The 21,678-nt window shown below is 60.3% G+C and carries 22 protein-coding genes; 7 read left to right on the forward strand and 15 right to left on the reverse strand.

Annotated elements, in window-relative coordinates; genetic code table 11:
* Positions 1-43: 43 nt before the first annotated feature.
* On the forward strand, positions 44-484 hold the full coding sequence (locus tag GA0061101_RS27015) for a MarR family winged helix-turn-helix transcriptional regulator (RefSeq protein WP_037194841.1): 441 nt from the start codon (positions 44-46) through the stop codon (positions 482-484).
* 40 nt (positions 485-524) lie between these two features.
* Here the strand turns inward: GA0061101_RS27015 and der are convergent, their stop codons facing one another.
* The 3 genes from der to GA0061101_RS27030 all read right to left on the reverse strand — a co-directional run bounded on the left by der (position 525) and on the right by GA0061101_RS27030 (position 3,475).
* Positions 525-1,979, reverse strand: a complete 1,455-nt coding sequence (der, locus tag GA0061101_RS27020) for a ribosome biogenesis GTPase Der (RefSeq protein WP_051963373.1) — start codon at positions 1,977-1,979, stop codon at positions 525-527.
* Positions 1,980-1,994: 15 nt separating this feature from the next.
* Positions 1,995-2,678 carry a tetratricopeptide repeat protein gene (locus GA0061101_RS27025; protein WP_037194843.1) on the reverse strand — a complete coding sequence of 228 codons (684 nt, stop codon included), beginning with the start codon at positions 2,676-2,678 and terminating at the stop codon, positions 1,995-1,997.
* 215 nt (positions 2,679-2,893) lie between these two features.
* The gene (locus GA0061101_RS27030) at positions 2,894-3,475 is read right to left on the reverse strand and encodes an NnrU family protein (RefSeq protein ID WP_092575793.1); all 582 of its coding nucleotides are present in this window, start codon (positions 3,473-3,475) and stop codon (positions 2,894-2,896) included.
* Positions 3,476-3,652: 177 nt separating this feature from the next.
* Here GA0061101_RS27030 and GA0061101_RS27035 point away from each other — a divergent pair, with 177 nt between their 5' ends.
* Complete coding sequence (locus tag GA0061101_RS27035) at positions 3,653-4,633, forward strand: polysaccharide deacetylase family protein (protein WP_037195405.1); 981 nt, start codon at positions 3,653-3,655, stop codon at positions 4,631-4,633.
* Positions 4,634-4,818: 185 nt separating this feature from the next.
* Here GA0061101_RS27035 and sbmA read toward each other — a convergent pair whose 3' ends face one another.
* Positions 4,819-6,084 carry a peptide antibiotic transporter SbmA gene (gene sbmA / locus GA0061101_RS27040; RefSeq protein ID WP_092575796.1) on the reverse strand — a complete coding sequence of 422 codons (1,266 nt, stop codon included), beginning with the start codon at positions 6,082-6,084 and terminating at the stop codon, positions 4,819-4,821.
* A 418-nt stretch (positions 6,085-6,502) separates the two neighbouring features.
* Between sbmA and GA0061101_RS27045 the strand changes: the two genes are divergently transcribed.
* Positions 6,503-7,069 carry a PadR family transcriptional regulator gene (locus GA0061101_RS27045; protein WP_047638682.1) on the forward strand — a complete coding sequence of 189 codons (567 nt, stop codon included), beginning with the start codon at positions 6,503-6,505 and terminating at the stop codon, positions 7,067-7,069.
* 113 nt (positions 7,070-7,182) lie between these two features.
* Here the strand turns inward: GA0061101_RS27045 and map are convergent, their stop codons facing one another.
* The 9 genes from map to glpK all read right to left on the reverse strand — a co-directional run bounded on the left by map (position 7,183) and on the right by glpK (position 14,929).
* Complete coding sequence (gene map / locus GA0061101_RS27050) at positions 7,183-7,935, reverse strand: type I methionyl aminopeptidase (RefSeq protein ID WP_047562592.1); 753 nt, start codon at positions 7,933-7,935, stop codon at positions 7,183-7,185.
* 211 nt (positions 7,936-8,146) lie between these two features.
* Positions 8,147-8,659, reverse strand: coding sequence for a GNAT family N-acetyltransferase (locus GA0061101_RS27055; protein ID WP_037194864.1), 513 nt, complete (start codon positions 8,657-8,659; stop codon positions 8,147-8,149).
* A 53-nt stretch (positions 8,660-8,712) separates the two neighbouring features.
* Positions 8,713-9,141 (reverse strand): DoxX family protein, encoded by a 429-nt coding sequence (locus GA0061101_RS27060; protein ID WP_092575799.1) that lies wholly within the window; start codon positions 9,139-9,141, stop codon positions 8,713-8,715.
* A gap of 30 nt (positions 9,142-9,171) precedes the next feature.
* A complete protein-coding gene (locus tag GA0061101_RS27065; protein ID WP_092575802.1) occupies positions 9,172-9,642 on the reverse strand; it encodes an SRPBCC family protein in 471 nt (156 codons plus the stop codon).
* Between the two features lie 97 nt (positions 9,643-9,739).
* Positions 9,740-10,996, reverse strand: a complete 1,257-nt coding sequence (locus GA0061101_RS27070) for an RNA polymerase sigma factor (RefSeq protein WP_047562586.1) — start codon at positions 10,994-10,996, stop codon at positions 9,740-9,742.
* Positions 10,993-11,367: a YciI family protein gene (locus GA0061101_RS27075; protein ID WP_037194880.1), complete on the reverse strand. Its 375-nt coding sequence runs from the start codon at positions 11,365-11,367 to the stop codon at positions 10,993-10,995. Before GA0061101_RS27075 ends, GA0061101_RS27070 begins: the two co-directional genes overlap by 4 nt.
* Positions 11,368-11,447: 80 nt before the next feature.
* Complete coding sequence (locus tag GA0061101_RS27080; RefSeq protein ID WP_280951444.1) at positions 11,448-12,395, reverse strand: S66 peptidase family protein; 948 nt, start codon at positions 12,393-12,395, stop codon at positions 11,448-11,450.
* Between the two features lie 58 nt (positions 12,396-12,453).
* Positions 12,454-13,263, reverse strand: coding sequence for a hypothetical protein (locus tag GA0061101_RS27085; RefSeq protein WP_047562583.1), 810 nt, complete (start codon positions 13,261-13,263; stop codon positions 12,454-12,456).
* A 169-nt stretch (positions 13,264-13,432) separates the two neighbouring features.
* On the reverse strand, positions 13,433-14,929 hold the full coding sequence (glpK, locus tag GA0061101_RS27090) for a glycerol kinase GlpK (protein ID WP_092575804.1): 1,497 nt from the start codon (positions 14,927-14,929) through the stop codon (positions 13,433-13,435).
* A 235-nt stretch (positions 14,930-15,164) separates the two neighbouring features.
* Here glpK and GA0061101_RS27095 point away from each other — a divergent pair, with 235 nt between their 5' ends.
* From GA0061101_RS27095 to xdhB, 3 genes are all read left to right on the forward strand, one after another.
* Positions 15,165-15,941 carry a 3-hydroxybutyrate dehydrogenase gene (locus tag GA0061101_RS27095; RefSeq protein WP_037194889.1) on the forward strand — a complete coding sequence of 259 codons (777 nt, stop codon included), beginning with the start codon at positions 15,165-15,167 and terminating at the stop codon, positions 15,939-15,941.
* A 72-nt stretch (positions 15,942-16,013) separates the two neighbouring features.
* Entirely contained in the window at positions 16,014-17,480 is a 1,467-nt protein-coding gene (gene xdhA, locus GA0061101_RS27100; RefSeq protein ID WP_047638686.1) for a xanthine dehydrogenase small subunit, read from the forward strand.
* Between the two features lie 126 nt (positions 17,481-17,606).
* The gene (gene xdhB / locus GA0061101_RS27105) at positions 17,607-19,946 is read left to right on the forward strand and encodes a xanthine dehydrogenase molybdopterin binding subunit (RefSeq protein ID WP_092575807.1); all 2,340 of its coding nucleotides are present in this window, start codon (positions 17,607-17,609) and stop codon (positions 19,944-19,946) included.
* Positions 19,947-20,049: 103 nt separating this feature from the next.
* On the opposite strand, the gene GA0061101_RS27110 is transcribed toward xdhB, so the two are convergent.
* On the reverse strand, positions 20,050-20,253 hold the full coding sequence (locus GA0061101_RS27110) for a hypothetical protein (RefSeq protein ID WP_047638688.1): 204 nt from the start codon (positions 20,251-20,253) through the stop codon (positions 20,050-20,052).
* Positions 20,254-20,355: 102 nt separating this feature from the next.
* Here GA0061101_RS27110 and GA0061101_RS27115 point away from each other — a divergent pair, with 102 nt between their 5' ends.
* Positions 20,356-21,252: a LysR substrate-binding domain-containing protein gene (locus GA0061101_RS27115; protein ID WP_080760683.1), complete on the forward strand. Its 897-nt coding sequence runs from the start codon at positions 20,356-20,358 to the stop codon at positions 21,250-21,252.
* A 3-nt stretch (positions 21,253-21,255) separates the two neighbouring features.
* Here the strand turns inward: GA0061101_RS27115 and GA0061101_RS27120 are convergent, their stop codons facing one another.
* A complete protein-coding gene (locus GA0061101_RS27120; protein ID WP_047562946.1) occupies positions 21,256-21,588 on the reverse strand; it encodes a hypothetical protein in 333 nt (110 codons plus the stop codon).
* Between the last annotated feature and the right edge of the window lie 90 nt (positions 21,589-21,678).

Consider the following 21,678-nt stretch of genomic DNA (forward strand, 5'->3'; position numbering starts at 1 on the left):
TTTATCGCACGATTTAGATGCTATTCCCCAGGGAGTATGAGAGATGGCGCACGACCCGTTGAAACTGGACACCTTCATCTGCTTCGCCCTCTATTCGGCGAACCATGCAATGAACCGGCTCTATAAACCCATGCTCGACGCGCTCAATCTCACCTACCCGCAATATCTTGTCATGGTGACGCTGTGGGAAGAGGATGGACAGACGGTCGGCCGCATCGGCGAAAAGCTGTTCCTCGAATCGAGCACGCTGACGCCACTGTTGAAGCGCCTGGAAGCGGCGGGCTTCATTCAGCGCATCCGCAGTAAGGAAGACGAACGTCAGGTGCTGATCCATTTGACCAGCGAAGGCGTCGCCTTGGAGAAGAAGGCGGCGAGCATTCCCGCCTGCATTCTCGACGCCTCTGACAAGACGCTGGATGAACTGATGCGATTGAAGGCGGAGATCACCACATTGCGCGAGGCGCTGAACAAGAACGCAGCCTGATCGAACACGCCCTGCTTACATTGCGGCAAGGCAAGGCGTGTCAGGACCGCTTCCTCTTACTTTCGTAAGGATTGTTCTTCTTGTTTTCGAAAGGATTTTCCGACGTGCGGAAATGGATGCGGATCGGCACGCCGGGCATGGCGAAATCCGCGCGCAGACCATTGATCAGATAACGCACATAGGATTCCGGCAGCGCATCCGAGCGCGTGCAGGAAATCATGAAGGCTGGCGGGCGCGCCTTCACCTGCGTCATGTACTTCAGCTTGATACGCCGTCCGGAAACAGCCGGTGGCGGATGCTGAACCTGCTGTGTCTCCAGCCAGCGATTGAGCTTGGCGGTGGCTATGCGCTTGTTCCAGACCTTGTCTGTATCGACGATTGCCTGCATCAACCGATCCAGGCCGTCGCCCGTCTGACCGGCAATCGGTATGGCGCGGATGCCGCGCGCCTGCGGCAGCAGCCGGTCGGTCTTTTCGCGCAGATCGGCAAGCACGGCCTGGCGATCCTCGATCATGTCCCACTTGTTGAAGGCGATGACTGCGGCTCGGCCTTCGCGAATGACGAGATCGACGATCTGTAGATCCTGCTTCTCGAAGGGGATGGTCGCATCGAAGACGATGACTACGGTCTCGGCAAAGCGAATGGCGCGCAGCGCGTCGGCAACCGAGAGCTTTTCAAGCTTCTCGGTCACCCTGGCTTTGCGACGCATGCCGGCGGTGTCGAACATCTTCACGGTGCGACCGCGCCAACTCCAGTCGACGGAGATGGAATCGCGGGTAATGCCGGCTTCCGGGCCGGTCAGCAGCCGGTCTTCGCCGAGGAAACGATTGATCAGCGTCGACTTGCCGGCATTCGGGCGACCGACGATCGCGATGCGCAGCGGCCGCGTCTCGTCATAGACGGGCTCCTCTTCGATCTCCTCGCCATCCTCACCGACAGCCGGGCGGGGAATGCTGACATTCGTTTCCGCTTCGTCGTCCGTCTCCGGAAAGGCGCGCTCATGGCCGATCGCGTCGATGATCGCGTCGCGAAGATCCATCATGCCCTGGCCGTGTTCGGCCGAGATTGGGCAAGGCTCGCCAAGGCCGAGCGTGTAGGCATCGTAGAAGCCGCCGTCGGAACCGCGGGCTTCGGATTTGTTGGCGACGAGCACGACAGGCCGGCCGCGCTTGCGCAGCATTTCGGCCAGCGTCTTGTCGACATGCGTCAAGCCCATCTTGGCGTCGACGACGAACAGCGTCAGGTCGGCCTCATCGATCGCCTGCTCGGTCTGGGCGCGCATGCGGCCTTCGAGCGTCTCTTCGTCGGCTTCTTCGAGACCGGCCGTGTCGACGATGCGGAAGCGAAGATCGATCAGCTTGGCATCGCCGGGACGACGGTCACGCGTGACGCCCGGCGTATCGTCGACGAGCGCCAGCTTCTTGCCAACCAGACGGTTGAAAAGTGTGGACTTGCCGACATTCGGGCGACCGACGATCGCGACCGTGAAACTCATTTAGCGATCCGTCCTTCAGCCGTTGGCGACCGGAGCTTTGCCGGTTGCCGTGATGAGATCGAGCAACATTTGCGCGCGGTTGGCAACGTTGCGCGGGCTCTGCGGATCGTCGACGATCGCCTGGAACCACTGCCGGGCCTTGGCGAGATCGCCGGCCTTGTAGGCGGCAAGACCCAGAACGTCACGCGCCGAATGCCGGAAGGCATCGGCCGGCACGGCCAGCTCCTGCGCTTCGGCCGCAACCTGATCGTAGGTGCCGGTGTCGACAAGCAGATAGGCCGCGCGCAAGCGCGCCGCATCGCGGACGACGACCGGAATGTCCGCTTCCTTGCCGATAGCCGAGAAAGCGGCGATTGCGCTTGCCGTGTCACCCTTCTGCGCCTGCAGCGTCGCCGCGCGCAGACGCGCCAGCAACGGATAGGAACCTGGGCCGTTCTTCTCGATGGCCGTCAGCGCGGCAAGGGCTTCGTCCGTCTTGTTCTGGTCGGCCAGGGTCAGCGCCGCTAGGAACTGATCGCCACCGCTGCCGGCCTGATTGCCCGCCCAATAGCGATAGCCGCTATAGGCCGCGGTACCGAGAACGATGAGCACGGCTCCCCCAATGATGAGCCGGCCAAAACGGCGCCATACGAACCGCAATTGGTCCGAACGCAGTTCCTCGTTCACCTCACGGATGAAGCTGTCGTCATTGAATGCCATTCTCGTCTCCGGCCCAGGCCAAATCATTCCAAAGAGCTTAGGGGTTAGAGCATGATGCCGAAAAGTGCGAGCGGTTTTCGGGCGACATCATGCTCTACTTCCATGATGCTGGAGCGGATTCGGATTTTAGGTCCATTCGACCTAAAAATCATCCGGCTCTAGTGGGGCCTTCTACTCCATTTTGCGGCTGATGTAAGGGGGAATGGCAGAAATCGTCACATAACCAGCGGCGAAACCCCGATAATCCACGCATGAAGCTTCCAAATGATCAATGCCCAGACGACGCCGCCGATGATGATCGCATAGAGATCGTATTTCGCCGAGACGAACGGGCGCAGCGTGATTTCCCCGGCGCGCTGGCGCCGTTTCAGCGAAATGCGCAGGATCACGCCCCAGGCGAGAAAGGCGGCAAACAGCAGGATCGCCGCGCCGTCACCGTTGGAGAGCAGATGCGCCAGCGCCCAGATCTTCACCGAAAGCACCATCGGATGCTTTGTCCTGACCGCGATATGCCCCGCCGGCAGCAGCGAGGCGACCAGACAGATCATCGCAAACAGCATCAGCAGGATGGTGATATGGCTCATCCAGAACGGCGGCGACCAGATGGGCGTCATGTCGCGCGCCTGACCAAACCCATAGATAAGCAGGATCAGTGTGAGGATGCTCGCGACCGAATAGGCGATCTTCCAGCCGGCTTCGCCGATGCTCGCGATCATTGAGGTTCGCAAGCCCGGAGCAACGACGCGGATCAGATGGACGCCTAGAAAAAGAACAATGCCGAGAATAAGCAATGCCATGAATGAAGCCCCTTCGGTTCGGTAGGCACATCCTTATCGGCTGCTGCAAAAAAATGCCAGCGTCACCGCAGCTTCGCCGCATTTGCGCGAAAGGAAGGAACCGACCCCGGAGCATGCCGTCTAAAATCGCCAGATGATCTTTGGCAAGCCATGCTCGATCAAGCAATGTCGGTGCCCATGTTACGCTCAATTTCCTGCCTCTCTCTTGCGCTTTCCCTTGCCCTGCCCGCCGCTGCCCAGGCCGATGGAAAGCCCAAGCAACTCGTCATGATTTCCTTCGATGGCGCCCATGACGTTGCGCTCTGGACCAAGAGCCGCGAAATCGCTTCGCGCAACGGCGCGCATTTCACCTATTTCCTGTCCTGCACCTTTTTGATGAACAAGGCGCAGGCCAAGGCCTATCAGGGACCGATGCAGCGGCCCGGCAAGTCGAATGTCGGCTTTGCCAAGAGCGAGGACGATGTGCGCACGCGCATCGCCAACATCTGGGGAGCCCATCTGGAAGGCCACGATATTTCCAGCCATGCCTGCGGCCATTTCGATGGCAAGGGATGGAGCGCTGCCGACTGGAAGCAGGAGTTCATGAATGCCCGTGTCGCTCTTCGTGATGCCTGGAAGAATGTCGGCGTCGCCGACAAGGAGCCGCAGGGCTGGGAAGATTTCGCCACGCACGACGTCAAGGGATTTCGCGCGCCCTATCTCTCCACCAGCGACGGCCTGGTGCCGGCGGAAAAGGAAATGGGCTTTCAGTATGATGCCAGCCTCGTCACCAAGGGTCCGGCCCTGCCGCAGGTGGTCGACGGTCTCTATCGCTTCGGGCTGCCGCTGATCCCGGAAGGCCCCGAGCATCGCCTGGTCATCGGCATGGATTACAATCTCTACGTCCGCCATTCCAAGGGCGCCGAGGACAAGGCCAATGCGAAGACCTATGAAGACCGCACCTTCGATGCCTTCGAAGCGGCCTTCAACAAGCAATATGATGGCGAGCGCATTCCGCTGCAGCTCGGCTTCCATTTCGTCGAGATGAATGACGGCGCCTATTGGCGCGCGCTCGACCGTTTCGTCAGCGATGTCTGCCACAAGCAGGATGTCGCCTGCGTCAGCTATTCCGAAGCGATCCCGCTGATCGCGGCCCGAGGCAAGCCTCAGCAGGGGTGAGGAGCGCTCGGGTAAAGCCCGAGCAATCGACCCAGTGGGTCGATTGCAGCGACGAACGCCCTGAGCTAGAGAGGCCGGTCGTACGGCTAACGAAGGTCTCTTCGTAACCACACAAGCCCGACGGACTGCGGCGTCCCTGCCATTGGCATCATTGAAAAAGGCCCCGTTTCGGTGGCCTTATTTCGTCAGCCATCGGCGTGAATGACGCCCGGCTCGCGCTCCAGATAGCGCTGGTCGATTGACGGTAAGGGCTCGTCGTCGATCGCTGCTTCGAAAGCTCGCAAACGCTTATAGATCGACAGAAGCTCGATGATCGTCGTCCATGAGCTGACAAGGTACTGAAATGATCCACGCACCTGATCGAAGACATTGGTAATCTGCGTCAAAAGGCCGAGCGTCAACTTGCCGGCAACGATTGACGGAACGAGCACGACGAAGCTGAAGATATTGTCCGCCTGCGAGTAAAAAATACGCGCGACGTTGAAGTAGGTGTAGTGGAAGTAAATGCGGAAATAGTTGCGGCGTACATTAGCAAAGAGTTCTGCTACCGTCGGCGGCGAAGCGCGGTCGCCATGGTCTTCACCATAAACGAGCTCCTTGCGGTAGGACGCTTCCACACGCTGATTAATGAACTGAAGGCCAGGTAGCTTGATGCCGACCGCCGCCAGGAAAACGGTTCCGAAAATCGACCAGAAGATCGCAGCCCAGACGAGCGCATGCGGAATGTTGCCGATAAGTGGCAGCTCCGTAATGTTAGCGCCAAGACGGAAGAGCACGGGCAGGAAGGCAATCAGCGTCATAATGGAGCCGATGAAGCTCACGCCCAGGGATTCAACGGTCTGGGAGAACCGCATCGTGTCTTCTTGCACACGCTGTGAGGCCCCTTCGACATGCCGCAGCTTCTGCCAGTTGGCCATATAGTAGTCATTCATTGCCGTGCGCCAGCGAAACACCCAATGGCTGACGAAGAACAGATTGAACACGCCGACGGTAATGGCCACGAAAGCGATGCCCGCAAAAACGAGCATGTTCATGTAGAACTCGGAGCCAGGCACCGAGCCGACGGTCGTCAGCGCTTTCTGAACGAGATTGTAGAATGGCCCGTACCACGCGTTGACTGCGACGCTGACCTGTACCGAAAAATAAGTATTGAAGATGATGAGAGCTGTGCCGAGCACTGACCAATATTGCCACGGGTGTGGGCTGTAACGGAACCAGAAGAGCGCGAACAAGCCGACAGCCGCAACGTAGTATATGTAAAACCAGATGAACGGCGCGGTCCAAAACACCGAAACGCCCACCGGCGCATCCTGTCCGTCCGCCAGCGGTGACAGGCCGATATAGGCACCGGCCTTCTCTCCGCCGAAATACCAAAGAAATATAGCCACAAGGGACCAGACAGCGGCCGAAATGAAAAAGGGTTTAGGCTTGGGGAAGAATGACAGAAACACGAGAAGCGCAGCTTTCTTAATAGGATTTTCGAACCGTCGTGGCGTTTGTTGATGGCGAACCTAGGACAGTTCGCCAAGAGCGGCAACCTGCAAGCCCGCATTCTTACATAGATGTAATCGCTTATCCCATGATCGTGATGCGACTGTTCAGCTGAGATTTTCCCTCTAGCAGGCATACCGCCCTCTCCTTCTCCGCCGCCGGCTCAACGAAAAAATCATCGGGCATCTTGTATCGCATTATCTTACGATATATATCGTACGACATGACTAACGATACAAACCTTCACACGTCACAAGGAGAAACGATATGAGAGGTTTTAGAGACCGCATGTGCGGCGATGGTTTTGACATGGTCGAGGCTTATATCCTACGACATGGTCGAGGCCGTGAATCACACGGCGAGCACAGGAGAGACTTCATGAGAGGCTTTAAGGGCGGCATGTTCGGCGGCGGGTTCCGCACCGGGCGGAAGTTCGACGCGGCCGATCTGCAGCTCATCATCCTTGCCCTGCTGTCCGAACAGCCGCGCCACGGCTATGAATTGATCAAGACTTTCGAGGAACGCTCCGGCGGCTTCTATGTGCCGAGCCCGGGCGTCATCTACCCTGCCCTGACCTATCTCGAAGAAACCGGCCAGGCCGAAGTCGAAGCCAGCGGCACGAAGAAACTCTACCGCATCACCGAAAGCGGCCAGAAACGCGTCGATGATAATCGTGATCTGGTGGAAGCCACTTTCGCCAAGCTTTCAGCAATCGGCGAAAAAATGGCGCGTGTCCGGCAGGTTTTCGGCGGCGAAGACGACGAAGGGCGCGACAGCCCGTTCGACCGTGACAGTGCCGGCGACGTCCATCGCGCCCGCCATCTTCTGCGCTCTGCGCTGCGGTCGAAATTTCCGTGGAACAAGGCCGAGGGTGCGCGCATAGCGGCAATCCTCGAGCGGGCCGCCGCCGATATCATCCGCGGCGAAACGAAGTCCGATGACTAAAGCATGTCGCGCAAAACTGTGCGGCGGCTTGCGATAACGACCTGCGAAAAGCCAAGGGCCTAAAGCGCAGCGAGCTGATCTGAAAGATCACGACGCGCTTTGGGCGCAGGCGCTCAATTATCCGGCAATGTCAGGATGACCGGTCCGTTGCGGGTGGCGACGATCGTATGTTCGAACTGAACCGTGGGCGCCTGTGGATCGGCATAAAGCGTCCACGCATCGTCGCCGCCCTCCGCCCAGGTGGCGCCGAGCGACAGGAACGGCTCGACGGTGAAAACCAGGCCGTCCTCCATGATCCGCGTCTCGTCGGGGTCTGCCCAGGTCGAAACCTCGGCGGGCTCCTCGTGCAGCGAGCGCCCGATGCCGTGGCTGGCGAGATTGGCCACCAGCGTGTAGCGGTTCTTTTGCGCGAAGGCGCCGACGGCATGGCCGATCCTCGATAGCGGTGCGCCGCTGCGCACCTGGTTGAGGCCGACCCAAAGCGCCCGCTTGCCGTCCCGGCACAGGCGCTCGATCTTCGGCTTCACCGGCGGCACGGCGAAGGACGCGCCGGTATCGGAAAAGAACCCGTCCTTCTCGGCCGAAACATCGAGATTGACCAGATCACCCGCCCGGATCACACGCGGGCCGGGAATGCCGTGCGCGACCTCCTCATTGATGCTGATGCAGGTCGCACCGGGAAATTTGTAAACCAGTTCCGGTGCGGACTGCGCGCCGGCATCTTCGAGCACCTTGCGACCGATGGCGTCGAGCTCCAGCGTCGTGATGCCGGGTTCCAGCGCGGCCGCCATGGCCTGCAACGCGTTGGCGCAGATGCGGCCAATTTCTTTCAGCTTGGTCAGTTCGTCGTCGTTCGAAATGATCATCCACGGCTTCCGGCGATATCGCGCTTGCGGCAACGGCTTGGCGAGAGGTGCAAGTCGTCGCTTTCGCCTCTTCGCCCCGTTCAGTCAATGCCTTTCTCGCGCCGGCGCGATTTTCGCTCTCCAAGACTTAATGCCGCAAGCAAATTTGAATCCGGATTCAACGACATCCCCATATCATTTGAATCCTCTGCCGAAGCCCTTATCGTTCTGCTTAAAGACGCGGATCGTCGGCGAGCAATGCCCAGCGCTCGTGATCGCACCAGACGCCACCGATCTTCAGATATTTGGGGGAGAAGCCTTCCTTGCGAAAGCCGAGCCTCTTCACAAGAGCGATCGAGGGATAGTTCGCAGGCTGGATATTGGCTTCCAGTCGATGCAGGCCGACAGTATCGAAGGCATACGCCACGGCCAGCCGCAATGCCTCCGTCATGAAGCCCTGGCCGGCGAAACCCACCATGCCATGATAGCCGAGAAAGGCGCTGCGGAAGCCGCCCCAAACCATCTGGCTGATATTGATGACGCCGACGATGCCGCCCGAGCCGGCGTCGCGTGCAACCAGCCCTATGTTCGGCCCGGTGACCGTCTGGCCGAACCAGGCATCGAAACCGTCGCGATCCAGAAAGGGATAGGCCCAGGGCGCATGATGGGCGCGGCTGGCGATATTGGCTGCGATCAGCTCGTCTGCATCCGATTGCTTGACCGGTGCGATGATCACTTGCGGCATGGCTCGCTCCACCCTTGTTCGAGGGAGCGAGCCTTAGCAAATCGAATCCGAAATCAAAAGCTTCGGTGAAAGAACGGAATCATTTTCCGAACGGCTTCATTTCGCAGGTAAAGTGCGCCCCAGGCCATTACGCCGAGATAGACACCGAACAGCAGGTGCGAGAATACCGGGCTGCCGACCCGCAGATGCGTCGCGATCGCCCCGCCGAGAAGGCCGGTAAGGAGAATCGCCCCTAGGACCAAGGTCCTTGGGATGGCATAAAGAATGGCGCAGCCAAGCGTGATGACACCAAGCAGCCGCGCAAGCGCCGGATCGGCGGAATAGCCCAGTCCAGCCATCGTCTCCGTGACCACAGGAAGCGGAATGAGCTTGATCACGCTATCGAACACAAGAAAGGCAACGATCAACCCGCTAAGGGTGACGCCAGCCGCGCGCTGGGCTCGCGTTACCGCGGGCGAAAGTGAATCTGCTGCATAAGACATCGTCATATCCCCCGGAATTGAATCAGAAATTCAGATCTTTATCGCCAGTGCCGCAAGCTGGTCTGCGCACTGGCCCCATCCCGCATGAAAGCCCATCTTCTCATGTGCGTCGCGATCCTCGGCCGACCAATGCAGGACCGTCGCCGTATAGCGGGTCTTGCCGCCGCCGAGATCGTCGAGCTGGATCGTCCCCACCATGAAGGGTTTTGCCGACGGCACCCAGGCGCTGGTGAAGGCATCGGTGAAAACGAGACGTTCGTTGGGAACGACCTCCAGATAGATGCCGCTATTCGGATAATCCTCACCCTCTGGGCTGCGCATGGTGATGGAGCTCGAGCCGCCTGCGCGAACATCGAGGGCAGCAGCACATGTGGTCCAGGGTAGCGGCGCGAACCATTGCTTCAGAAGTTCGGCCTCGGTCCAGCAACGGAAGATCTTCTCGCGCGGCGCGTCGATGATGCGGGTCAGCGAAAGCTCGTGGCGTTGGGTCTGCTCGGTCAAGCTCCAGTTCCTTTCTCCAGCTTGAAACGGCCGATCGGCCTATGCGCCAAGGACGTTGACGGTGGCCTCTTGCCGACGCCGGAAAGCAAATTTTCGATTATTTTGCGGCAGCCGAGGCGCCCGCGCCCAGGCAGTCGAGCTGATGGCGAATATGAGCCGCCTCGGCCGGCGAGCGGGCGAGCGCAATCGCCCTGTCGAAGGCGACCCGCGCCTCCTGTGGACGGGCGAGCTGCGCCAGCAGACCGCCTCTCAGCCCATGAAAATAGAAATAGCTGTCGAGCTGCCCTTCCAGCGGCATAATCAGCGCCAGCGCCTCCTCGGCCCCCTTCAGCTTGGAGACGGCAACCGCACGGTTGAGCGTCACCACCGGAGATGGCGTCAGCTTCTCCAGCACCTGGTAGAGCAGGTCGATCTCCGCCCAGTCCGTGTCTGCAGCGCGTTTCGCTCGGGAGTGCAGGGCGGCGATTGCCGCCTGTACCTGGTAAGGTCCGCGGCGGCGATGACGGATCGCCTTGTCGAGCAGAGCTAGCGCCTCATCGATCGATGTCCGGTCCCAGAGCGAACGGTCCTGCTCCTCCAGCAGAATGATCTGTCCGTCCGCATCGAAGCGCGCCGCCTTTCGCGATTGCTGCAGCAGCATCAGCGCCAACAGCGCCATGGTTTCCGGCTCGCCGGGAAAGATGCGAAGCAACAGCCGGCCGAGCCGGATCGCCTCGTCCGCGAAGGCGGCAGCCTCGCGATGCGTTCCGCCGGCGGAGTAACCTTCGTTGTAGATCAGATAGATCATGGCGCAGACGAGAGCCAGCCGTTCGCTCCGCTCGACGGCATCAGGCGTTTCGAACGGGACGCCGGCGGCCGCAACCCGCGCCTTGGCGCGGGTAATGCGCTGCTCCATCGCGCTTTCGCTGACTAGAAAGGCCCGGGCGATCTGCGGCACCGAAAGACCTGAGACGATGCGCAAGGCCAGGGCGATCTGCTGGGTCGCCGGCAGGTCCGGATGGCAGCAGATGAACAGCAGCCGGAGAATGTCGTCACGGTAACCCGAGCCATCGAGCCGTTCGGCAAGATCGCTCTCGGCGTCGCCAGTATCCGAAATCGTCTCCTCGTCCGGCAGGCTCTGCAGTCTCGCCTGCTTGCGCACCGTATCGATACCGCTGTTGCGGCCGACGAAAATCAACCAGGCAACGGGGTCGCGCGGCGGCCCCTTGTCGGGCCATGTCTTCAAGGCCCTGAGGCAGGCCTCCTGAAAGGCCTCCTCGGCAATATCGAGATTGCGGAAATAGCGCAGCAGTGCACCCAGCGCCTGCGGCCGCGCATTGGTGAGCGCGATGTCGATCCAGCCAATATCCGTCATGTCGCAACCGTCCCCGGCCTGAACACGTAAAGCGGGCGGATCTCGTAGGAGCCTGCACCCGGATTAGCTTCGGCCAATTGTTTCGAGAATTCAATCGCTTCGTCGAGCGTTTCGAAGTCGATGACATAGAAGCCCAGCAATTGCTCTTTCGTCTCGGCGAAGGGGCCATCGATGACGATCGGCTCGTTCTTGCCCTTGCGCAGCGTCGTTGCCGCTGTCGTCGGCATCAAACGCGCTACGGGGCCAAGCTTGCCCGCCTCGGCGAGCGGTGTCTGCACGGCAATCAGCCGCGCCATCGTCGCGTCCTCCTGCTCCTTGGACCAGGCGAATACGGTATCTTCGTCGTTGTAGCATAGGATTGCGTAGAGCATAGGGACCTTCCTCTCCATTAAAGACGAAGAAGTATCACCCGTGCCGACAGGTGACGTCAAAAAATTATCGCGGGAAGAAGCTAGGTATCGCTGCGCTTGATCGTCAAAGTACCCGCTTTTGCGTCAAGCTCCGCAACGGCACCGATCAATGCGCTCACCGGGCTATTCCCATGCCCGAGCGGCAGGCCACCGAGGACCGGCACACCAAGCATATCAAGATGTTCGCGCAGGATATCGATGATCGAGAAATTGCGGTCGAACTCGAAACCGGTGAACTGACCGATGGCGACCCCCGACAGGCCATTCAAATGGCCCGCCTTGCGCAGCATCGTCAACTGCCGGTCAACATGCCCGCGATACACGTTGACCGCTTCAAGAAGCAGGATGGCGCCGCGCAGATCCGGCAATGCCCAGCCGGCCGTCGTAGCGACCATATCGAGATTCCCGCCGATCAATCGCCCGCTAACCGTTCCACTCGTCGTAAGATGGGATGTCGGCTCTTCCAGGCGCGAGTTGATGACGATGTCCTGGGTTGTCATCAGCACCCGGCGCAACGAATGGTTCGTTTCCGCACTGACGGTGTCTTCGTTCGGTCCGGCAAAAAACGCTCCGTGAATGCCGATCTGATGACAATGCTTCAAGAAACTGAGGTGCAATGCGGTGATATCGCTGAAGCCGACAACAAACTTCGGATCGCGCCTGGCGGCCGCAAAATCCAATTGATCAGCGATCCGATAGGATCCCTTGCCACCGCGTGTGGTAAAGATCGCCCGAATATCGGGATCACGAAGCGCGGCATTGAAATCCGCCAGCCGCTCTTCATCGGTTCCGGCAAGATAGTCCCGCTTACAAAAAGCATGCTCGCCGAAATCGACGGTGAGACCCCAGTCTTTCAGCATTTCAGCATGTCTCAAAACCATGCCTCTATCGGGCGGACTGGCGGGAGAGACAAAACGTATTCTATCGCCCGGCCTGAGTGGTGGGGGCATCAGCATCTGATTGAAATTTGCGTGATCCAATGATTCCATGCCACGATCTTGGCATGAAACGTTGACATTCGTCAGCCTCCGACGAACGGCCAGCCCGTCAACCCAACAACGGGTTCAGGGTCGCTGCCTTTTTCGATGCCGGCCGCCTGGCCTTCACGTCAGCTTCGGACATCTTTGCAGCTTGCGCCCTGCCCTTCCATAGCGGCAGGCCGACGGATTGCGACACGGCCGGATCAGCCGTGAAGATGGGATAACCACGCTCCAGCAGCCGCTCGAGAATTTCGCGATCCTTGCGGACATGCAGCCGAGCGAGATTTTCCTGATTGTAGACATGTCCGCCGGAATCGGGATTGATCCCGGTGATGATCACTTCGGTCGCACCGTTATAGAGCGCGAAGAGCACGGCATTGATGCCATTCGAACATTTGTCGTCGGCGCCCAGCTCGCTGCATTTCACGCCGCCGACCCGGTCCAGAAGCGCCATGCGCTTGTAGCGATCGACGATCTCAAGCCTGTCGTAACGGTAGTTGAACGCCTTCAGCCCCTCTTCCAACCGCTGGAGCTCCTTCCGCCACAGCAGGACGTAAAGCATTTTCGTGCGCTCCCCGTTCAGAACGCGGCGCACCTCGACGGCGTTGGTGTTCGTTCCCTCGATCTGGTTGAACTGGACGAGGGTGACGTCGGGGGTCTCGATCCCCCAGGCCTTCGTCACCACCTGCGAGCCATTGATGGTGATCACCCGGAAGGTCTCGTCGAAATCCGCAGGCTTATTTGACACCGGCGCGGATCCGACCACAAGAACAGGCCCCCGAAACGGTTCCGGCAGGACGGGCGGCTTTGGCCGGGACAGATGATACTTGATCTGTCTGTAGATATGCTTCTTCAGTTCCGTAAATTGAGCAGCCATTGCGCGCCTTGTCGTCTCCCAGAAGGCGTTGGTCCGATGAAGGATCTATTCCGCGAAGGGTGACTCGAAGCACCCACGCCGCAAGTATCGCTGCTCTCCCTTATATAAGCAAAATAAAGAAATCTTACACGGCATAACCTGCGGTGAGGCATAGCCGGCTAAGATGGCCCTACCGCGTGCTCAAGGTACGCGCTACCGCGTTTTTCCATCCCTTCAGTTTGGCATTTCGCGTCCTGTCGTCCATGTCAGGCTCGAATCGCCGGTCGCGCGCCCAAGCCTTGGCGAAGCCGGCACGGTCCGGCCACACGCCGGCGCGGCTGCCCGCGAGCCACGCAGCACCGAGTGCCGTGGTTTCCAGAATGGTGGGACGGTCGACGCGCGCGTTGAGCAGATCGGCGAGCCGCTGCATCGTCCAATCGGAAGCGACCATGCCACCGTCGACGCGCAGTACCGTGTCCTGGCCGCTGCCGTTGCGCCAATCCTTGTGCATGGCATCCAGCAGGTCGCGCGACTGGTAGCAGACAGCCTCCAGCGCCGCCCGGACGATTTCCTCAGGCCCGGTATTGCGCGTCAGCCCGAAAATGGCGCCGCGGGCATCCGGATCCCAATAGGGCGCGCCGAGGCCGGTGAAGGCCGGCACGAGATAGACCTCCTGCATCGGATCGGCCTTGGCCGCCAACTCGCCGGAATCCGAAGCGCGCTGGATCGTCTTCAGCCCGTCGCGCAGCCACTGCACGGCAGCACCCGCAATGAAGATCGAGCCTTCCAGCGCATAGGTCGTTTCGCCGTTCAGCCGGTAAGCGATGGTCGTCAGCAGCCGGTTCCTGGAACGAACCATATCCGCGCCGGTGTTGAGCAGCGCGAAGCATCCGGTACCATAGGTGGATTTCATCATGCCGCGCTCGAAGCAGGCCTGTCCTATCGTCGCCGCCTGCTGGTCGCCGGCAACGCCGAGGATCGGGATCGCCGCGCCGAAAAGCGACGGATCGGTGATGCCGAAATCGGCGGCGCAATCCTTCACGTCAGGCAGCATCGCAGCCGGGACGCGCAGGATGTCGAGCAATTGCCTGTCCCATTCGTTGCTGCCGATATTGTACATCAGCGTCCGCGAGGCATTTGTCGCATCGGTGACAAAGCTCTTACCGCCCGTCAGCCGCCAGATCAGGAAGGTATCGATCGTGCCGAAACACAGGTCGCCCTTGCCGGCGCGCGCACGGGCGCCCTTCACATTGGTGAGCAGCCAAGACAGTTTGGTGCCGGAAAAATAGGGATCGAGCAGCAGGCCGGTGTGGCGGGTGAAGAGCTTTTCAAGATCCTGGCGCTTCAGCTTCTCGCAATAGCTCGCGGTGCGGCGGTCCTGCCAGACGATCGCATTGTGGATCGGCTTGCCCGTCTCGCGATCCCAGACCACAACGGTCTCGCGCTGATTGGTGATACCGAGCGCGGCGATGTCCTTGGCCGTGATGCCGGCGGCCTCGATCGCCTTGCGGACGGTGAAGAGGACGGATGACCAGATCTCTTCGGGATCGTGCTCGACCCAGCCCGGCTTCGGATAATGCTGGGTGAATTCCTTCTGTCCGACGCCCGCAACCTTCATCTTGCCGTCGAAAACGATAGCCCGCGTCGACGTCGTTCCCTGGTCGATCGCCAAGATATAGCCGCTCATGCATTCCTCCCGCCTGTTGCGTCCCAAACCAACAGATACGCGAGCAAAACGAATGTGAAAAGAAAGCAAAACGAAATTTTTTATCGAAAAATACGCTCTTCCGTTCACGGCATCGTGGTCCTCGGGGACGTAAAAGAGTCTTGCGACGATGCGATTGCCATATCCGCAGGTTTGGGACTAGGCTCAAACCGCTTTTGCGTTGCAGCAAGAAGCTGCGCTGTCCAAGGAGAAGATCATGGCTAGAACAGTTGTCGTCACCGGTTCCACGAGCGGTATCGGCCTCGCCATCGCGACCGCCTTTGCCGCCAAGGGTGAGAATGTCGTCATCAACGGCTTTGGAAAGCCTGAGGAAATCGACGCGATCAAAAACAAGCTTGAGGCGTCCGGCGGCGGCAAAGTGATCTACCATCCGGCCGACATGACCAAGCCCGCCGAGATCGCCGACTTGATCGCCACAGCCAATTCGACCTTCGGCAGCGTCGATGTTCTCGTCAACAATGCCGGCATCCAGCATGTCGAGAAGATCGAGGATTTCCCGATCGAGAAGTGGGACCAGATCATCGCCATCAACCTGTCGAGCTCCTTCCACACGATCCGCACGGCGATCCCGTTGATGAAGGCCAGGAAATACGGCCGCATCATCAATATCGCGTCCGCCCACGCCCTCGTCGCCTCGCCCTTCAAATCGGCCTATGTCGCGGCAAAACATGGTATAATGGGGTTGACGAAGACGGCGGCACTTGAGCTTGCCGAGTTTGGCGTGACCGTGAATGCCATCTGCCCCGGCTATGTCCTGACCCCGCTCGTCGAGGCGCAGATCCCCGACACAGCCAAGGCACGCGGGATGACCGAGGAGCAGGTCAAGAACGAGGTCATCCTCAAGGCGCAGCCGACGCATGAATTCGTCAAAGCCGAAGAGATTGCTGCCTTGTCGATCTATCTCGCCAGCGACGAGGCGCGCCAGGTCACTGGAACACACGTCTCGATTGACGGTGGCTGGACCGCGGAATAACGATAGACGGTTAGGGCCGGTTTGGCGCCTGCGCATCCGGCCCCTGCCAACGAAAGATAATTCGGGAACGACATGAACGACAGCATCCGCTTTATCCTCAACGGCGAGGATATCTCGCTCTCAAATCTGCGCCCCACCGAGACGCTGCTTGATTTCCTGCGCCTCAAGCGGCGCCTGACGGGAACGAAGGAAGGATGCGCGGAAGGTGATTGCGGCGCTTGTACCGTGCTGGTCGGCCGCCTGATCGATGGCGGGCTTCACTACGAATCCGTCAATGCCTGCATCCGCTTCGTCGGCTCGCTGCATGCGACCCACGTCGTCACGGTCGAGCATCTGGCGGCCCAGAACGGCACCCTTCATCCGGTGCAGCAAGCCATGGTCGATTGCCACGGCTCCCAATGCGGCTTCTGCACGCCGGGCTTCGTCATGTCGCTCTACGGCCTCTGGCTGACGACGGAAAAACCGGGCCGGGCGCAGATCGAAAAGTCCCTGCAAGGCAATCTCTGTCGCTGCACCGGTTACGAACCGATCGTCAAGGCGGCCGAGCAGGTCAGCGAGAAGCGACCGAGCGCCCTCTTCGATCCCCTGGAAAAGACCAGGGCCGACATCATCGCCCGCCTCTGGGCCATGCAGAGCGCCGACACCATCACCATAGCCGAGGGCGAGGATCGCCTCATCGTGCCGGGTTCCGTTGCTGCCCTGGCACAGGTGCTTGCCGACGAACCGAAGGCGACCGTCGTCGCCGGATCGACCGATGTCGGCCTCTGGGTGACCAAGCAGATGCGCAGCCTCAACCCTGTCGTTTTCATCAATCATTTGAGCGACCTGCAGAAGATCACCGTTGAAGATACGGGCCTGACCATCGGCGCCGGCGTCACCTACAGCCGCGCCTTTACCGCCATTGCCGAAAAAATCCCCGCGCTTGCAGGCCTCATCAACCGCATCGGCGGCGAGCAGGTGCGCAACATGGGCACGATAGGCGGCAACATCGCCAACGGTTCGCCGATCGGCGATTCACCGCCGCCGCTGATCGCCCTTGGCGCCACCGTCAAGCTGCGCTCGGTGGCCGGCACCCGCAGCCTGCCGCTGGAGGATTTCTTCATCGACTACGGCAAGCAGGATCGCAACCCCGGCGAATTCGTCGAAAGCGTCTTCGTGCCGTACCCGGCTGCTTCAGCGCATTTTGCCGTCTACAAGATCACCAAGCGTCGTGACGAGGACATTACAGCCGTGCTGGGCGCCTTCCACCTGACGCTCGATGATGCCGACAAGGTCGCCGATATCCGCATCGCCTTCGGCGGCATGGCCGGCACGCCGAAGCGCGCCCGCACCGTCGAGGCCGAGTTGATCGGCAAGCCCTGGATGGAAGCGACCGTCACAGCCGTCCGAGCCGCCTTCGACGCCGATTACAAGCCGCTGACCGACTGGCGCGCCACCGCCGAATACCGACAATTGACCGCCAAGAACCTGCTCATCCGCTTCTATCTGGAAACATCGGGTGCATCGCAGGAGCTGAAGCGTTTCGAGGTGCTGGCATGATGAAATGTTTTGCATCCATTCAGCCGCATTTCACACGCTCCGCGCCGATGACGCTATCGGATCGCAGCAGATACCTCTTCGCCCTCCTCCCCGCTGGGGAGAAGGGAAACGGCGGAGGCTTGAACAATGGATAAGTCCACTTTCGAAGAACGCAAGGTCGTTATCAACGGCTCGATGCATGACTCGATGAAGCATGATTCAGCCCATAAGCATGTGACCGGAACCGCCGATTACATCGACGATATTCCCGAACCCGCGGGCCTGCTGCACGGCGCGCTCGGCCTCTCCGACCGTGCGCACGCCGAGATTGCCGCCATCGATCTTTCCGCCGTCAGAGCCTATCCGGGCGTCGTCTGGGTGTTCACCGGCGCCGATGTTCCCGGCGTCAACGACACCAGCTCCAACGGCATGCACGACGAGCCGCTGCTCGCCGAAACCAAGGTCGAGTTCCACGGCCAGCCGATCTTCGCCGTCATTGCGGAAACGCGCGATGCGGCCCGTCGCGCCGCTCGCCTCGCCAAGATCGACTACCGCGACCTGCCGCATTGGAGCGATATCGACGGGGCGCTCGCCAATGGCTCGCCGCTCGTTTACGAGCCGATGACGCTGAAGCGCGGCGAACCGGAAACCGAGATGGCCAATGCCAAGCATCGCATCAAGGCGCAGATGCGCATCGGCGGCCAGGAGCATTTCTATCTCGAAAGCCATATCGCCATGGCAATCCCCGGCGAGGACGATGAAGTCGCCGTCTGGTCGTCCACCCAGCATCCGAGCGAAATCCAGCACATCGTCGGCCATGTTCTGAACATCCCGTCCAATGCCGTCACGGTCAACGTGCGCCGCATGGGCGGCGGCTTCGGCGGCAAGGAAACCCAGGGCAACCAGTTTGCAGCGCTCGCCGCCCTCGCCGCCAAGAAGCTCGGCCGCGCCGTCAAGTTCCGTCCGGACCGGGACGAGGACATGGCTGCCACGGGCAAGCGACACGACTTCCTGCTGGACTACGAGATCGGCTTCGACGATGACGGTCGCATCCACGCCGTCGATGCCACCTATGCCGCCCGCTGCGGCTTTTCCTCCGACCTCTCCGGGCCGGTCACCGACCGCGCGCTGTTCCATGCGGATTCGAGCTATTTCTATCCGCATGTGCATCTGGTCTCGAAACCGCTGAAGACGCATACCGTTTCCAACACCGCCTTCCGCGGCTTCGGCGGCCCGCAGGGCATGGTTGGCGGGGAGCGCTTCATTGAAGAGATCGCCTATGCGCTTGGCAAGGATCCGCTGGAGATCCGCCGCGCGAACTTCTACGGCCAGCCGGGATCCGGCCGGACGCTCACGCCCTATCATCAGGAAGTCACCGACAACATCATCAACCGCATCGTCGACGAGCTGGAAGAGACGGCCGATTATCAGGCGCGGCGCAACGCCATTATCGAGTTCAACCGCTCCAGCCGCTTCATCCGCAAGGGGATCGCGCTGACGCCGGTGAAATTCGGCATCTCCTTCACCATGACTGCCTTCAACCAGGCAGGCGCGCTGGTGCATATCTATCAGGATGGCTCCATCCACCTGAACCATGGCGGCACCGAGATGGGCCAAGGTCTCTATACCAAGGTGGCGCAGGTCTTGGCAGACAGCTTCCAGGTCGATATCGACAGGGTAAAGATCACCGCTACCACGACAGGCAAGGTCCCGAACACCTCCGCAACCGCCGCGTCCTCCGGCTCGGACCTGAACGGCATGGCCGCCTATGACGCCGCTCGTCAGATCAAGGAACGGCTCGTCGCCTTCGCCGTCGAAAAATGGGGCGTCGGTGCCGGGGAAGTGCAATTCCTGCCGAACCACGTGCGCGTCGGCGATGTGGAAATCCCCTTCCCGGATTTCGTCAAGCAGGCGTACTTCGCCCGCGTGCAGCTTTCCGCCGCCGGCTTCTACAAGACGCCGAAAATCCATTGGGACCGCAAGGCCGGCCGCGGCACGCCGTTCTATTATTTCTCCTATGGCGCCGCCTGCTCGGAAGTGTCGGTCGATACGCTGACAGGCGAATACCTGATCGACCGAACCGACATCCTCCACGACGTCGGCCGCTCCCTCAATCCGGCGATCGATATCGGCCAGGTCGAAGGCGCCTTCGTGCAGGGCATGGGCTGGCTGACCACCGAAGAACTCTGGTGGGATGCCAAGGGCCAGCTGCGCACCCATGCGCCCTCCACCTACAAGATCCCGCTCGCCTCCGATCGGCCGAAGATCTTCAACGTCCGTCTTGCCGAATGGTCCGAGAATACCGAGGCTACCATCGGCCGCTCGAAAGCCGTCGGCGAACCGCCATTCATGCTCAGTATTTCGGTGCTCGAAGCACTATCCATGGCCGTCGCCAGCGTCGCCGACTATCGCGTCTGCCCGCGTCTCGACGCGCCGGCAACGCCAGAGCGGGTGCTGATGGCGGTAGAACGGCTGAAGGGGATGTGATGCTTTGGGCGGCCGCCTGTTCTCCCTTCTTCGCAGCAAACTCCATTCTATCCTTCGCTCCTGCTCCGGATATTTGCCGCTGAACTTCTGACGGCTTTGCGGCCTATCGTAGCCGATTGTCCTCGTAACGCGGCTCGCGTCCGTCAAGGAAACCCAGATCGCGCTTCAGCCGGTCCGGTATCTCTTCGAGATCCAGGCGCGGCGACGGCTCGGCATGTCTGGCGAACATCTGCGCCAAAGATTCCAGAACGCGCGCCAAGCCCGTTGGTCTAGCTACCTCCATCTGTTCCACAGCATAGCAATCCATGACGACACCTCAATTCAATCAATGATGTGAATTGCACAGTGACGCGAAAAATGCTGGAATTCCAATCGAACTATCATCTGCATACATAAAGAGAACTTATCCATGAAGCTGTCGAAACGCTTCCCGCTGAATGCACTCCGCGTCTTCGAAGCGGCCGCAAGGCTCGGCAGCTTCACCCGTGCCGGCGATGAACTCGGCATGACGCAGACGGCCGTCAGCTACCAGATCAAGCTATTGGAAGAGACCGTCGGCGAGCCGCTGTTCCTGCGCCGCCCGAGGCAGATCGTACTGACCGAGACCGGAGAGCAGCTGGCGCCGAAGGTAGCCGAGGCCTTTGCCATGCTGCAGGACGCCATGGCTTCGATCAGCGGCGACGCCGAAACCACGCTCCTCATCCATTCGACACCAACCTTCGCATCGCAATGGCTCGCTCGGCATCTCGGCTCGTTTCAGCTCAAACATCCCAAAATTGCCGTTCGACTGTCCACCTCAGGCTCGATCATCGATTTCGCCCGTGAGCCGTCCGATATCGCCGTCCGTGCCGGATTGGGCACATGGCCGGGCCTGCGTGCGCACCTGCTGATGAAGATGACCTTCACGCCAATGCTGAGTCCGGCACTGGCCGAGACGATCGGAGGCGTGCACGAGCCTGCCGATCTGCTGAAGCTACGCATCATCGATGCCGGCGATCCATGGTGGGTTCAATGGTTCCAGGAGGCCGGTGTTCCCGACCCCGGCCTTCAGGGCAGACCGCGAAGCAGGCTGGGGGCGCAATCCTTCGAGGCAAGCGCTGCCCTGGCCGGCCAGGGCGTCGCAATTCTGACCCCGGAATTCTACGCGGAGGAGCTTGCCTCCGGACGGCTGATACAGCCTTTCGATATCCTATCAACCGACGGCGCCGACTACTGGGTCGCCTACCCGGAAAACAGGCGTCATACGCCGCGCATCCGTGCCTTTAGGGACTGGCTCCTCGCCGAATTCGGCCGGCCGCTCGAATAGAGCTCAATAAGCCATATCAGGCGCGTAGAAACAGCGCGGCGTGTTTTCGTCCGGAAACAGGCAGAGATGATAGGCGCCGTCGGGTGAGCGCATCGTCTTGCGCTGCGGCAGCGTGAAGATATGTGCATGCGTCACATAACGATGGTCGCCGGGATTGAGCGTCACTCGATAGCCGCCCGGAATGACGGTGACGGTGCGCGAAGGGATCATCTCGCAATCACCGCTCTCGCCGTCGCCGTTGCAGCAATAGGGATCGTACCTCCAGCCGGAAGGCGCATCATGCGCCAGGGCGGCAGCTGCAAAGAGAAAAAATACGAACGCCAGAACACCACGCATGGGCAATTCTCCGTCGAAATGGACGGCTGCCGCGGACACGGCCCGCTCCAAGCAGCCGAGGGCGTTAAAAACCGCCATATTCTGATCTAA

The organism is Martinezella lusitana, from assembly GCF_900094565.1.
GTDB classification, from domain to species: Bacteria; Pseudomonadota; Alphaproteobacteria; order Rhizobiales; family Rhizobiaceae; genus Rhizobium; species Rhizobium lusitanum.

Bases quoted from the DNA above. Each gene is read 5' to 3' on its own strand.
- GA0061101_RS27015 (WP_037194841.1), top strand. From the start codon at position 44: ATGGCGCACGACCCGTTGAAACTGGACACCTTCATCTGCTTCGCCCTC.
- der (WP_051963373.1), bottom strand. From the start codon at position 1,979: ATGAGTTTCACGGTCGCGATCGTCGGTCGCCCGAATGTCGGCAAGTCC.
- GA0061101_RS27025 (WP_037194843.1), bottom strand. From the start codon at position 2,678: ATGGCATTCAATGACGACAGCTTCATCCGTGAGGTGAACGAGGAACTG.
- GA0061101_RS27030 (WP_092575793.1), bottom strand. From the start codon at position 3,475: ATGGCATTGCTTATTCTCGGCATTGTTCTTTTTCTAGGCGTCCATCTG.
- GA0061101_RS27035 (WP_037195405.1), top strand. From the start codon at position 3,653: ATGTTACGCTCAATTTCCTGCCTCTCTCTTGCGCTTTCCCTTGCCCTG.
- GA0061101_RS27045 (WP_047638682.1), top strand. From the start codon at position 6,503: ATGAGAGGCTTTAAGGGCGGCATGTTCGGCGGCGGGTTCCGCACCGGG.
- map (WP_047562592.1), bottom strand. From the start codon at position 7,935: ATGATCATTTCGAACGACGACGAACTGACCAAGCTGAAAGAAATTGGC.
- GA0061101_RS27055 (WP_037194864.1), bottom strand. From the start codon at position 8,659: ATGCCGCAAGTGATCATCGCACCGGTCAAGCAATCGGATGCAGACGAG.
- GA0061101_RS27060 (WP_092575799.1), bottom strand. From the start codon at position 9,141: ATGTCTTATGCAGCAGATTCACTTTCGCCCGCGGTAACGCGAGCCCAG.
- GA0061101_RS27070 (WP_047562586.1), bottom strand. From the start codon at position 10,996: ATGACGGATATTGGCTGGATCGACATCGCGCTCACCAATGCGCGGCCG.
- GA0061101_RS27075 (WP_037194880.1), bottom strand. From the start codon at position 11,367: ATGCTCTACGCAATCCTATGCTACAACGACGAAGATACCGTATTCGCC.
- GA0061101_RS27080 (WP_280951444.1), bottom strand. From the start codon at position 12,395: ATGGAATCATTGGATCACGCAAATTTCAATCAGATGCTGATGCCCCCA.
- GA0061101_RS27085 (WP_047562583.1), bottom strand. From the start codon at position 13,263: ATGGCTGCTCAATTTACGGAACTGAAGAAGCATATCTACAGACAGATC.
- glpK (WP_092575804.1), bottom strand. From the start codon at position 14,929: ATGAGCGGCTATATCTTGGCGATCGACCAGGGAACGACGTCGACGCGG.
- GA0061101_RS27095 (WP_037194889.1), top strand. From the start codon at position 15,165: ATGGCTAGAACAGTTGTCGTCACCGGTTCCACGAGCGGTATCGGCCTC.
- xdhA (WP_047638686.1), top strand. From the start codon at position 16,014: ATGAACGACAGCATCCGCTTTATCCTCAACGGCGAGGATATCTCGCTC.
- xdhB (WP_092575807.1), top strand. From the start codon at position 17,607: ATGGATAAGTCCACTTTCGAAGAACGCAAGGTCGTTATCAACGGCTCG.
- GA0061101_RS27110 (WP_047638688.1), bottom strand. From the start codon at position 20,253: ATGGATTGCTATGCTGTGGAACAGATGGAGGTAGCTAGACCAACGGGC.
- GA0061101_RS27115 (WP_080760683.1), top strand. From the start codon at position 20,356: ATGAAGCTGTCGAAACGCTTCCCGCTGAATGCACTCCGCGTCTTCGAA.
- GA0061101_RS27120 (WP_047562946.1), bottom strand. From the start codon at position 21,588: ATGCGTGGTGTTCTGGCGTTCGTATTTTTTCTCTTTGCAGCTGCCGCC.